Origin of the sequence: Peribacillus sp. RS7 (genome assembly GCF_041956845.1) — a bacterium.
Lineage (GTDB): Bacteria > Bacillota > Bacilli > Bacillales > DSM-1321 > Peribacillus.
This window is the reverse complement of the sequence record NZ_CP168135.1, coordinates 2,850,977-2,864,524: the sequence shown is the minus strand read 5'-3', so window position 1 is coordinate 2,864,524 and position 13,548 is coordinate 2,850,977. Positions and strand designations below refer to the sequence as shown.

Below are 13,548 nucleotides of genomic sequence, written 5' to 3'. Positions count from 1 at the left end.
CTGATATGCTCCCAAAAAAAACCTCCATTAACGGAAGGTTTTTTTCTTTAACACGTTATTAAAGCACTTTGCTCAAAAAGGCTTTGGTTCTTTCCTGCTGGGGATTATCAAAAATCTCACTGGGGGTGTTTTCTTCAATAATATAGCCTTCGTCCATGAAAATGACGCGATCACCAACTTCTTTTGCAAATCCCATCTCATGGGTCACCACTACCATGGTCATACCTTCCTTAGCAAGTTGCTTCATGACCTCAAGAACTTCACCGACCATTTCCGGATCTAGAGCGGAAGTCGGCTCGTCGAATAACATGATTTTTGGTTCCATCGCCAAAGCCCTGGCTATTGCGACGCGTTGCTTTTGCCCCCCCGATAATGAATCCGGGTATGCGTTCGCTTTCTCGGCAAGCCCCACTTTCTTAAGCAGTTCCATCCCTCTTTGGGAAGCCTGTTCTTTGGAAATCTTGCGGACCTTTAGAGGCGCAAGCATAATATTATCAAGAACAGTCTTATGTGGAAATAAGTTAAAATGCTGAAATACCATGCCAACTTCCGTTCGGACTTTATTGATATTGACCTTCTTGTCTGTCGTATCAAGTCCTTCGATGAAAATATGCCCTCCTGTTATCGTTTCAAGTTGATTGATACACCTGAGGAAAGTCGATTTACCCGATCCAGAAGGCCCGATTACAACGACTACTTCCTGAGGGGAAACGATTGCATTGATATTTTTCAATACTTCATTTTCCCCAAATGACTTCTTTAGATTCTCGACCTTGATCATTCTGTTTTCAACCTTCTTTCGAGTCTACTTAATACGAAACTTAAAATGAGCGTAAGGAATAAATAGATGAAGGCACACGCCAAATATGGCTCCCACACTTTAAAGTACTGACTCCCCATCGCCTTTCCCCAATACATTAATTCCGGGGCTGCAATGACACAAAGCAGGGACGAATCCTTCAATAATACAATGAATTCATTTCCTAAAGGAGGGATCATTCGTTTGAAAGCTTGAGGCAATACAACATGAATCATTGTTTGGGTATGGGTCATCCCCAATGAACGTGATCCTTCCATTTGCCCTTTATCGATGGATTGAATGCCCGCACGGAAAATTTCTGCAATATATGCGGCTGCATTTAAAGATAAAGCAATGACCCCGGCGGTTACTGCATTCGTTTCACCGGTAAAAAAGGGCACAATTCCAAAATGGATTAAAAAGATTTGAACTAAAAGCGGTGTTCCGCGAAAAACCGTGACATAACAGTAAAATGGAAAGGCCAGCACTTTGTTTCTCATGATTTTCCCTAAACCGATCAATAACCCCAAGAAGGTTCCGATGAGGATGGAGGAAACCGACAGCCCTATAGTAAGCAGTGTTCCTTTTAATAAGAAAGGAGCATATTCAAAAATAATATCCCAGCGAAAACTCATTCCGTTTCCCTCCTAAAGACCAAAAAAACTGCGTAACTTCACACGTAAAGTTACGCAATCTTTTACTATCCACTTGTTTTTATTGTTGTGCTTTCAATGTTTCGATATCTGGATCAGTACCAAACCAGTCTTTATAAATTTCTGCATATTTTCCATTTTCATAAATGGCATTCACAGCTTTATCGAACTCCGATTTCAATTCACTGCCTTTCGGGAACATAAGACCATAAAATTCCTCATTGAAACTTTTGCTATCTTCAACGACTTTCAGTTTTTGATCGGGGTTATTTTTCACATATTCCTCAACAACCGTATTATCAGCTACGACAGCCGAAGCTCCACCTTTCAGTAATTCCTGAATGGCCAGGTTATTGTTTTCGAACTTTTTGATGTCCTTATGATTTTTTCCAAGGAGTTTCTCTACCGCTTCCTGTCCAGTTGTACCAGTCTGAACGGCAATGACCTTCCCTTTCAATTCACTTCCTGATTTTATATCACTTTTCTCAGGAACGAGAATCTTGTTAGTTGATAAAAAGTATGGAACCGAGAAATCATAAGATTGTTTTCTTTCGTCATTCACTGTAATCGCAGAAATTGCGACATCCGCTCTCTTAGATTCGATTTCAACAAAAATCGGGTCCCACCCAACACTTTCAAGTTTAACTTCATAACCTGCTTCTTCAGCAACGGCGTTGATGAAATCAACATCGAACCCTACAATCTTATCGCCTTCAAGAAATTCAAATGGAGCATAATTGGCGTCAGTCACGATTCTGAGTGTTTTTCCATTGGACTCTTCTTCTTTACTAGTTGTCGAGACTTCTTTATCCTTTCCGCATCCTGTCATGACTAGTAACAAAGAAGCTACCATGGCAAACACTAAAAAAGAAACCTTTTTCAAAATAATCCCCTCTTCTCTCTCGTAAACTCTCTTTTTTAAAAAAACAGATAAATCTAACTTTAGAGAACATTCAGTATATTCTTTTAAGAATATTATACGTTTATTTGTTTTTTTATTCAATAAAAAATCGACAAATAACTTTAGTAAAATAAAAGTTTAATCAATTAACTCGGTAAATCAAAAGTGCAAATATTCTCTAATGGGGAAACGGGCAGACTTTTTCCCTTTTCTCGAATTAATGGATATTATATTGAAAACAGTAAGTGAAACTTTCAAAAGGTTTAATAGAATAAAAATAAGCAGCGGCCAAATTAGCGTGGCCGCTGCTTAAATGATTATTATGGAACTTCCTTATTGCCCTCTTCAATATCTAACATATCCAAAAGGAAGATGAAGATCGGTATCCCGATGATCAATCCCCATATCCCTAGGAAATGCTCGGAAAACAAGAGGATGATGAAGGTGAAAAATGTTGGAAGATTTGTTTTTGCCGACATGAATTTCGGATTTAAAATATAGCTTTCAATTGCGTGGATCACAACAATCATGATGAGCACAGCAATCACTTTTGGCATGCCGCCGATACTATAGGCTATCATGCTAAGTGGAATGAGGGAGATGATGACCCCTGCAACCGGAATCAAACCCAGGAAGAAAATCATGATTCCTAGACCGAGCAACTGAGGGAAGCCAAGTATCCATAAGAAAGTTACCGATAGGACAGCATTCGTAATGGCTATCAAGAATTGGACCTCAATCACCTTTCCAAATGAATTGATGAATTTGACGCCAAAGTGTCCTAGGTTTATGAAGAAAGATTTAAATTTGGCACGCTTGAATTTTGATGTAAAGCGAATGATTTTATCTTTTTCCAATAAGAAAAATAGACTAAGCAACATGGAAATGAAAATTTGAAATGCCAGTTTACCGAAATCGGATATATAAAGATAGAGTGTATTCATCTGTTTTTGAAGATCGAGCGGCGATTCCAGCTCGTTCATTAAGTTAATGGCATATTGAATGACCCTGCTATCTGGTGGATGTTGAAAGAAGAAAACGATCTGTGTGACTAATTCCGTGAATTGTAGCGTAATGACCGGTAGATATTTATAAAGAACGATGGCTAAACTAGAAATGACGACTGCATATAAAAAACTTATAACAACCTTAGAATTGATATGCATCACTTTATCCAGCCGAATCATGATAAATTGCTCCAGCCTTCCCATCAGGAAAGTGAAAACAAATGTGAATAACACGATATTAACCATACTTCCGATGCTTATTAAAAAGAGGACTAACACAATTAATGTAATTAACCTTGAAAAACCTTCGCTTTGCAAATACTCTTTTACCACTTACCTATCTCCTAACTACCATTCTGCCTTGATAATTCCTTCTACTTATTATTTTACACGGAATTGAGGGATTCTACTACAATTACCTTCCATTGACAACAAAATTTTTTGAATGATCAGTAATCCCCATGATGCAGACGTTAGTTGAGAGCTTTTTAGAACATCCGATTCCATAATTCCACTGTCATTCATGCATGAAAAAACATCTGCCAAATGGGCAGATGCTAATCTTCATCCTTCACATCGATATCTTCGGGAATGGGTTCGTTATAATAATCCGCCAATTGCTTCTTATATTTTTCCATCTGTTCAAGATGCATATTAAACTGCTCTTTAAAAATCAAATGCTGCTCACCGTCATGAACGGTGCGAATTTTATTTTGAACGATCAAACTTTCTATATAAGATTCCGGCATCGATAAATATTCCGCAGTCTCTTTAATTGTCAAGTACATGCCTTCACCCCTTTTCCATACTAACTATACTAGATTGGGGGCATTATTTGAAGTGCTTGATCTTTGATTGAAAATCCCTTCAATTCCAAGGAAAGGACGAAACCGGATTCAGGGGTTTTTGGCATGTTACCTACCCAGCTTAATCGATTACAGTAAATAGAACATTTTGGACGGAATTCCAAACAATAACTTACAATCCCTTCCAATAACATGTAAGATAATGTTAAAGTACAATATACATAGATTAAGAGGAGTGGACAAAAATGACCTTCTTTTATGTCATTCTTGCGGCAATTTTTGCTGTTATCCTGGTCAATTTCTTGAAACGGCTAAGTGAACCGGCTAAATTAGAACGCTATCAAAATGAATTCCGTAAATACCATGCGGAAACTCTAGACCTGCATGCAACGGAAATCGTTTCAGAAGCATTGATAGAAAAGCTTAATAAAGCACTGGATTTCAATTATATGGGAAAGATCAATGCTGAATTCCGACTGAAGCATCCACGTGACTCACAGATAAAGGTCAATCAGGCTTGGCGTGAATTGAAACGCTATTTGATTATGGCTGCAGTGTTTGGAAAAGTTGAAATGTTTAATTCAGTCATCGATGAGTTATGGCACATCATGCTGAAATATAGACAGGAATATGATGAGTTTTGCCAGGCTTTCATCGGTAGGACCATTCAACACCATCCGCATTCAGAACCTGTTTTCAAACCCGAAGAGCGTACTCTTTTTGACTTTTACTATGTACAGCTATTTACGGTGGATTCCCATTCCATTCAAAAATGGGGCAAATTTTTCAAACATGATAAAGGGCAAACACTTCTCCGCGATTTTGAAACGTTGGAGCTGGAGCAGTTAAAAGAGAAATATATGAGGAAACCGACAAGTATACAAGCGGAACGGACCTTTGAATCTTTCACTTCCCAATTTAAAGAAAATCGCCCCATGACAGAATTGAATTGGCGGAAAACGTACGACCAGACGGACTACGCAGCTCCTGCCTATTTCACTTATGCAAGTACCGATGATTTTGACAGCGAATTTAAAGATATTTTCGGGAATGAATCGAACACAGTTTCCTCTGGATCCGGCCATGGTGGCGATCATAACAGTTCCCATGACAGCAGTTCTGATTCCTCTTCTAGCTGTTCTTCATGCAGTTCTTGTTCGTCATGAGCTTTTCGCTTGGAAAAACATTTGAATAAACGCGAAAAAACCACTCTGTATGCTTTCAGAGTGGTTTTTTATGATTTTGATGATGTTCTCATAATGGATTTCTACTAATTCTTCACAAACTTTATCTCAGATGTTTTGAAAGTCTTCAAAACCAGCTCCATGAAAAGTTAGATAGATTCTACTATGAGTTTGGTTTTTTCAGAGGATCATTCAAAATTGAAAAGATATTAACCAAAATTGGAACAATGTCCTCTATTAATTTTCATAGAATTTAATTTATAGCTTTTAGATTATTAATTAAAAGGAGAAGAAAAAATGAAAAAACATTTTTTAGCAATTTTAGCAACGATTTTAATGTTTTCCACTATTGCTCCAAGGAGTTACAACTGATATGGATGATAAAGAGATACGGAAATTCAGACCAGTTTTTGTATATGCAAATTTGGAAAACAAGAAAAAATTAGTACAAGGTTTAACTGAAGATCGAGTGAAATTAATTCAAGAATTAAAAAAATATAGAAATGTCCTTTCACCATTTTTAATTAATGTTTTGCAAACTAATCTAGATGAGTGGGAAATAGAAATTCATGATTGGCAAGAGGAAATAAAAAAAAAAGAAAAAGAGAAAGAGAGCTTTTAAGTGCTCTCAGTTTGTAGACAAAAGGGGTTCGGAATTTATAAATTCCGAACCCCTTTTGAGATTCCCTTTGAATTTTCGTCCAAGGTTAAGAGATTGGGGCTGTGCAAGCCACTCTTTTAGGCCATTATTAGACATTGCCATGTCCAAGTGGCTATCTCCTTCAAATTATAGGTAAGCATCGCCTTCATCGGAAATTTTTTAAGGCGTCTATTTCCTTCTTCATTAATTCCACCGATTGAACCAATTCTTGATCCTTTGTTTATTTTTCTCGAGAACCTCCTTCGATGTCCGGTTGTCTTTTTGTTTTTTCCATTCAAAGAAAGAGGCAATTCCGATAAGCAGCCCTCCGCCAATGATTAAATACAGCCACCATGGCATCTCGCTCCACATCGAATTGGTATTCATATAGACATTGAATAAAATGGTGCCAGTTCCAGCGATGAAATAGGATTTGTATTTCATCATGAAGCCAACGAGCATTGCTGCCAATGACACCGTTCCGATAATGAGCGCATCGTATAAAGTGTTGCCCGCCATTGCATCAATGATCAAGACTAAAAACAAGAGGAATACAATACCCATCTCGATATATTGTGTGATTTTGCCTTTAACAAAGATTTTCCTCAGCAGAATGGTGCTGACAATGAACAGCGGCAGTATATTTACCTCCTCCTCAAGTACAGCTGGTATCGTGAATTGACCCGTGATGACCCAATACGGATAGAGACTGAATAATATCGCTGCAGCTAATTGGGTTTTTCTTTCCATCATTCCTGTCGTCGTGCTTCTCATCAAAATGAAATAGATTGGAATCAACAGTGCCACGATGATTTGCAGAAGGAAATGTGCTGGTCCCCCCGTCAAAACATCCATGTTCATGGCAAGAAGAAAAAGCAAGCCATAGACTCTGTAAAAGTCCAATTGAAGTCCTGCCCCGCCTTTAGTCAGCAGGCCTTTAAAGAATTTCCTGCTAAGCAGTACCATTATGGCCGCACACCCAAAAAGGACTGTCATACCAACCAAATGCCGTAATGTGTCCGTATACATGATGATGGTCCAATACGGATACAAACTGATAATTCCCGTCAGCCAAACGTAGATGCCCTTTTCTTTTACATCCTTTGTGAAACTTCCAATCAAGATGAAGTAAACCGTGATCAAGAGTGAGACAAAAACTTCGAGTAACTGGCTTGATGTTTCAGTTACTGGAATTCCCCTATTCATGGCCAGTAAAAATAACAGGCCATATATCCTGTATCCATCGATAGTAATACCTGTATCTTCCTTTTTGATTAAGCCATTGAAATAACGTCGGCTTAAAAGCAGCATTCCTAACATACAGCTGAAAAGGACCATCAATCCCATTACAACCGATAGGCTTTCGGCATAGTCGACGATGATTAGGAAAGGATATAGACTGACTAGAGCAGCAATATTGGTATAGATTTTCCTTTCTTGCTTTTCCGTTGTTAAGCTTCTCAGGAAAATGAAATAAGCGGTTAACAAGAGCGATACAAAGACTTGGAGTAACTGTTGATCAGTATCATGAAAAACCTCCGCATTCATATCGATCACAAAGAATAAACCATAGATTCTGAAAGGATCAAAGCTGATGATGCCTAATCCGTTTTTCTTGAGTAACCCGCTGGAATACAGCCTGCTTAGCAACAACATTCCTGCCATACAGCCGAAAAGAACAGCCAAACTCGTGACGATTGGGAGTGTATGGGCATAGTCTATGATATTAATGAAAGGGAAAAGTCCGATGATGGCCGCTATTCCTGAGTAAATGCTTCTTTCTTTCTTATAGATCGTGAATCTTCTCATCAGGATGAAGTAGCTAGGCAACAGCAGGGAAACAAAAATCCCCAAAATCGCAGAACCTGTATCGCCCATAAACACTTCCAGATTAAGAGTACAGAGATATAACAAGCCATAAATCCGATAATAATCAATGACTCTTTTCGTTCCCACTTGGTTGACCAATCCTTTGAAATGGCGACTGCTGGCAAACACCATCACAGCCATGCATACAAACAATACGATTATCGCAAAAACCAGAGGTAATGTATTTGCATACATATTGTAGAAAATGAACGCCAGGGTCAGAGGAATCACAACATAGTTCCGCCAATTCCTTTGCATGAGCAGATACCAGGCAAACAAGAACTGTCCAGTCATCACCCCTACCCAGACCAACTCGCGGTTAAGCGGAAAGTCCCGGATTGCCGTTTCCAAGATGGATATGCTTATCCCTAAATGAATGAATGGAATAAGGTAATACTCCATGATTCCTTTCCAATTCTTATTGGATAACGCCCACAGAATGGTTATGAGTCCTGCTGTTATCATCATGCATATTGATGTAATGAATACCATTTGCTCCATGTTTACCACAAATAAATGGACCTGTAGGAAAAGGACTGAAAACCCTAGGTACGTAAAAACGTATACTCCCCATTTCACATGCGCCCTAAAAGCACTCAAAATATAAATCAACAGTTGCGCAACATATAGGAACGGCGAACTTTCCGTTTGGGCAATGAGCATATATCCAACAGGAATCGCCAGTAAATTGGCAAGGTGACTTGCGTAAAAGAAGTACAGTTTCCCATTTTTTGAGTATTTCCCAAGCCATTTTCCTAATAGGAAAAAGATAATGGGGCCGATCAACACGAACGCAATCTTCAACACCATTGAACCAAAATCAAAAACATCGTAGAGTGAAGCATATAAGCTGGCACTTGTAATTACGACAGGCACCCAGAATATGTGCTTCCGATGGATATGGACGGACCAACCATTTATTGCAGTAGCTACAGCAATCACTCCGCTTGCCTCCAAAGGATTCAGTGAATCGAATGGGATCCATATCAAGGAAAGGAAGGAAAGAATCTGTCCACTATATGCAAAAACAGGAAAGAATTTATGATATTCCTTTTTAAATGTATAAGCTGCACCTATTGAAATCAGCGAAACCCCCATTAAATAGAGGCTGACCGGGATATATGAACGGACCCACTCTAAACCTTCCAATAAATATGGATAGAAAGCAACCAAAGCCAAAACGAAAGTGATTGGAAATCCGTAAATGGCGTTTTCCTTCATATGCTTACTATCGTCTTTAATATATGTGATGAAGAAAAGTCCAGAGATCATGGCGAGGGCTGCGCTAACTGCAAGCCAATCCATTTCGCTGAATTTACTGGTCAGTATCACTAACATGATCATTGGGGAGATAAGTAAGATACTCCGCTTAAACAGGCTGTACCTTGGGTGACGGTTATATAAATATAATCCAAGATATTGAATGACCTGAAGAACAAAAATCAGATTTAAACCGGTAGAAAAAGAGACTGGTAAAGCAAAGAAAAGATATACGAACGCTAAGTTGAAAACAACAACAGCCGGGTACGTGAAGCTTGATTTTCTCGATTGAACGGAAACATAGACAAGCTGTGCGGATACTATCATGAGCGCGATGAATATTTGCGCATAGACTTCCTGGTACGCCATCGCGTTTATATATAAGAAAACGATCCCGCTCTCAATCAAACTTGTAAACATGAAATTCTTCGAAAGCTTAGTCATTTTGAATTTGGCCAGATATTTTGAAAGAGCGGTAAAAATGATTGGTACAAGTGCAAAAGCAATGACCATGTATTCACTTAATAATGAATTAGAAACAAAATGGATATATCCATACGTAAAAACGGCACTAAAAGCCATTTCATAATATTTTTTTTGAAATTTTACGGCAAAAATTAAAAACAAAACAGAAAAGAACATCAACGTTAGTGAATACACCAAGTTACTAGAAAATAACGTCAAGATTACAAAGGCTTCAACGATGATCTTAAACTGGATGAATTGAAAAATGAATGGTTTGAATAACGTTAATGCTTTTTGATTTTTCAATTGCTCAATATTCCATAATAGAATTAAATTAAGAATGCCAATGGCCAAAAACATCCACTCGATTGTCGGCGTCACAAAGGCTAAACCGAAATAACAGGTAATACCGAACGTGAATATGGAAATGAAAATGAATATTTTCGACTTAAAGTAGTCAGCAATCTTAAAATAAATGGCTAAGCAGAGTAATCCTCCAAGAAACCCCAGAAGCCCCCGCCCCCCACCATTAAGTGAAAGGTACTCTCCAAAAATCCGATAATATGAAGCTGATAAAATCGTAATCGGAATGAATAAACCCGCTAGCGTCAAGAATGCAAAAGCCGTCTGTTTAATTTTCAGCTTCGAAGCGATGAAGGCCATCCCCGCAAAAATGACGGAAACCATTCCTATGAAGAAAACTTTCAGGACCGCATTCAAATTCCCCCATGAAGAGGTTGCTAAAATCAATCCGCCGAACAGAAGTAATATGACCCCAGTAAGCAGGATGACAGAGATATTCCGTTCCCTGATTTGCTCAGGTGTTTTCTTCAGCTTTGCCGGTTTTACTGGTTTCTCCAGCTTGATTGCCTGCTGTTGAATAACCGGTTTCCTATCAGTGATCTCCTTGACAGGTTCAAGACTATCCTCCAAAACGGATTCAATAGGATCACACCCGGAATTCTCACCTTTCATTATCGATTCGTTCAATCCATCAGATTTCAGTAATTCCAATGAAGACTCCTCAATCAGGCTATCTTGAACCTTCATCTCGGCACTTTCATCGATAATCGTTTCATGTGCTTGGATGGACTTCTTTTTTTCATACTCTAAGCGCTTTTGTTTATGGAGGGCTAATTGGAAATGCCGATTGTATGCCCTGCTAATCCGGATATATTCTGATTTAGGGATGAGCCGCCTTTCCCATAAAACATCCAGCTCTTCTTGGAAAATACGCTTCCTTCTTTCTAATGTCATTTCTTCATTTGAAGAATCATTCATCCCAAGATTCCCCTTCCTTCAAATAGACCTTCTATCATCTTATGTATATTCTCTTTTCGATAATAACAAAGTTTTTCCATTTTTTAAATATTCAGGATGATACGTATATGAAACAACGAAGCCAGTGGTGTTCCTCCTGACTCAAAAAAAAGAATGACTTCCATTGAAGCCATTCAGCGTCTTTCCATTGATTTTACTTTATCCTCGCTCCTGATAATGCATAGATAAACGATCATTGAAATGAAAATCGAGGCGGCTGCCGTGATATAGATGCTTCTATAGCCGAAGAGGAAGCCTATCTGCCCGAACACGATGGCACCTATGCCCACTCCAAGATCGAAAAATGAAAAGTATGTTGCATTCGCCATCGCCTTCCGATTAGGTGCCGTCTTTTCAATCGACCATGCCTGCAGCGCCGGCTGAACAGAACCGAATCCAAATCCATAAAGCACTGCAGCGGTGTAAAGGACCGCTTCATTAGGCATCCACGCGAGCAGTAGCATCCCAGTCATGATGAGTACTGTTGAGGGCACAAATACTGCACGATGTCCCCTTCGGTCATATAATCGACCCGCGAATAATCTCGTGACCATGAGGGCCATTGCATATACCAAAAAGTACCACTGGATCCCATCTACACCTTTTTCCGCTGTATAAAGGGGCAGGAAGGTTGCAATTCCACCAAATGTAACGGAAATGAAGAAAATGAGCAAAGATGGCTGAAGGGCACTTTTTTCATATATATCAAACCTTTTGGCTGCCACTGCCGTCGATGGATCACTTTCCACTTTTTGATATCGAATAAGTGATGCAGTAAAGATGGCAAACAAGCCTAATAATGAACAAATCAGAAACAACTCTTGAAACGGAAGGACCGTAACTAGAAAAAGGCCCAATGATGGCCCGAATGCCAGTGCTAAGTTACCCGATAATCCGTAATAACCCATCCCCTCACCACGTCGTTTCACAGGGATGATATCGGAAGCAATCGTTCCTGAAGCCGTTGAAGAAAATCCCCAGCCGACGCCCTGTACAATCCGCATCATGAATAACAAGCCGATGCTCCCCATGAAACCGAAGGAACCCACTGACAATGCGAAAATGGCTAACCCAATAAGAAAAACGATGCGTCTTCCCTTCGTCTCCAATAATCTGCCGGCAATTGGCCGAACAAGCAAGGCCGAAAAAGTGAAGATTCCAAGAACAGCCCCCACCAGGCGGTCGTCACCACCAAGCTGCTCAACAAACAGCGGGAGGGTCGGCATCGTCATTTGAAACCCCATGAAGATGCACATATTTGCCAAACAGATCATGATGAAATCACGTGTCCAGATTTTATCAGTCCCTCTTACCCGTTCATCCACTAAGGTTTCCCTCATATCCCTTCACCTTCTAATTAAAATAGTCATTGCCAGTTTACTAAAATTGGTTAAAATAAGCGAATGATTTATTTCGTGCACCTAAATATATATATATAAATAAAAGCCCAGTATGACACTGGACTCCCCCTTTAACATTCAAATGAAAACCTGACATAACCATTTCCGTCCACTTACCGTATGCAAACTACAATTTAGGTTCGCCTTGCCGTAATACATAATACCTTTGCTTCTATTCATCATTCATACAGCGAAACGACTCCGAATCCTTTTAATTGAAACGAATCCCGCCAATCTAATTGAATTTCCTTAAATTCAAAATCCATTAAACAACCTAGGAAACAACCACTCAGCTAGTGAGGAATGGTAGTATCGCCCTATCTTAGTGTATCCCATATCTTTCATCTACCCGCCCGAACGAGTTTCTGTTCTTTTCTTCGCCGTTTATCTTGATACATTTTTTGATCCGCTTCTTTGAATAAGCTATCCATATTCCCTTTGGAATGCGAACGGTAAGCATGCCCGATTGACATACTGATGTGAGTCCCTTTTTTTAGTGAGTTTTGCAGAAGGATTTCTTCCTTTAATAATTCACAAAGAGATTCCACTTCTCGATTGCTTCTATCAATCAGCAGTATGGCAAACTCATCCCCTCCCACTCTTGATACAACAGCGATGTCCGAGAAAATCCGTTTCAATAGATTGGCCGCTTCTTTAATCAATTCGTCCCCTTTCTTATGGCCATACGTATCATTCATAAATTTCAGCTCATCTAAATCACACAAAATCATGGCAACCGGAGTATCAAAATCCAGATTGGATTTGGCAGATATATTATCGAAAAACTGTCGGTTATGTATATTCGTTAATGGGTCATGGGACATTTGATACTCAATATCCTGTATGAATCTCACTCTTTCATCGATATTCCGAATGATTCCTTGAACGGCTACCAATCTCTCTTTTTCATATATTGGTGTAGCATATTCCTCGAACCACAAATAATTCCCCTCAATATCTCTCCAGCGCTGAATGACCGGCTTAGTATAATCAATTCCAACGTATATCTTTTCATTTAGGATTTCAAAGTCATCAGGATGAATCCTTTCAAAAGGCGAGGAAGGGTCATTGTATGCTTCTTCCAAGACACCTTGACCTAAAAGTGTATTGATGGATGGACTTAAATACCTGAACTTGGAACTTGGATTTGATTCGTAGCAGTAGATGATATCCTTAGAACTCTCCACTATATTAAAAACAATTTTTTTGCTCTTCGAATCCTTTCTTCAGATAGTCCTTTTCCC

General features: G+C 39.1%; 10 protein-coding genes. 2 read left to right on the top strand and 8 right to left on the bottom strand.

The genetic code is table 11. The features are described 5' to 3' along the window. Positions 1–58: 58 nt before the first annotated feature. From ACDZ29_RS14355 to ACDZ29_RS14335, 5 genes are all read right to left on the bottom strand, one after another. Positions 59–781: an amino acid ABC transporter ATP-binding protein gene (locus ACDZ29_RS14355; RefSeq protein ID WP_289317938.1), complete on the bottom strand. Its 723-nt coding sequence runs from the start codon at positions 779–781 to the stop codon at positions 59–61. Further along, positions 778–1,434 carry an amino acid ABC transporter permease gene (locus ACDZ29_RS14350; protein WP_289317939.1) on the bottom strand — a complete coding sequence of 219 codons (657 nt, stop codon included), beginning with the start codon at positions 1,432–1,434 and terminating at the stop codon, positions 778–780. Before ACDZ29_RS14350 ends, ACDZ29_RS14355 begins: the two co-directional genes overlap by 4 nt. 79 nt (positions 1,435–1,513) lie before the next feature. Then, positions 1,514–2,335 (bottom strand): basic amino acid ABC transporter substrate-binding protein, encoded by an 822-nt coding sequence (locus ACDZ29_RS14345; RefSeq protein ID WP_289317940.1) that lies wholly within the window; start codon positions 2,333–2,335, stop codon positions 1,514–1,516. 338 nt (positions 2,336–2,673) lie between these two features. Then, positions 2,674–3,693, bottom strand: coding sequence for an AI-2E family transporter (locus ACDZ29_RS14340; RefSeq protein WP_289323742.1), 1,020 nt, complete (start codon positions 3,691–3,693; stop codon positions 2,674–2,676). Between the two features lie 224 nt (positions 3,694–3,917). After that, on the bottom strand, positions 3,918–4,148 hold the full coding sequence (locus ACDZ29_RS14335; protein WP_289323741.1) for an excisionase family DNA-binding protein: 231 nt from the start codon (positions 4,146–4,148) through the stop codon (positions 3,918–3,920). A gap of 263 nt (positions 4,149–4,411) precedes the next feature. Between ACDZ29_RS14335 and ACDZ29_RS14330 the strand changes: the two genes are divergently transcribed. Beyond that, the gene (locus ACDZ29_RS14330; RefSeq protein WP_375088009.1) at positions 4,412–5,332 is read left to right on the top strand and encodes a hypothetical protein; all 921 of its coding nucleotides are present in this window, start codon (positions 4,412–4,414) and stop codon (positions 5,330–5,332) included. A 391-nt stretch (positions 5,333–5,723) separates the two neighbouring features. Continuing rightward, positions 5,724–5,972 (top strand): hypothetical protein, encoded by a 249-nt coding sequence (locus ACDZ29_RS14325; protein ID WP_375088008.1) that lies wholly within the window; start codon positions 5,724–5,726, stop codon positions 5,970–5,972. A gap of 222 nt (positions 5,973–6,194) precedes the next feature. On the opposite strand, the gene ACDZ29_RS14320 is transcribed toward ACDZ29_RS14325, so the two are convergent. The 3 genes from ACDZ29_RS14320 to ACDZ29_RS14310 all read right to left on the bottom strand — a co-directional run bounded on the left by ACDZ29_RS14320 (position 6,195) and on the right by ACDZ29_RS14310 (position 13,491). Continuing rightward, positions 6,195–10,865: a hypothetical protein gene (locus ACDZ29_RS14320; protein ID WP_375088007.1), complete on the bottom strand. Its 4,671-nt coding sequence runs from the start codon at positions 10,863–10,865 to the stop codon at positions 6,195–6,197. A 173-nt stretch (positions 10,866–11,038) separates the two neighbouring features. Next, the gene (locus ACDZ29_RS14315; protein WP_375088006.1) at positions 11,039–12,244 is read right to left on the bottom strand and encodes an MFS transporter; all 1,206 of its coding nucleotides are present in this window, start codon (positions 12,242–12,244) and stop codon (positions 11,039–11,041) included. Positions 12,245–12,645: 401 nt separating this feature from the next. Then, entirely contained in the window at positions 12,646–13,491 is an 846-nt protein-coding gene (locus ACDZ29_RS14310) for a diguanylate cyclase domain-containing protein (RefSeq protein WP_375088005.1), read from the bottom strand. Positions 13,492–13,548: the final 57 nt, after the last annotated feature.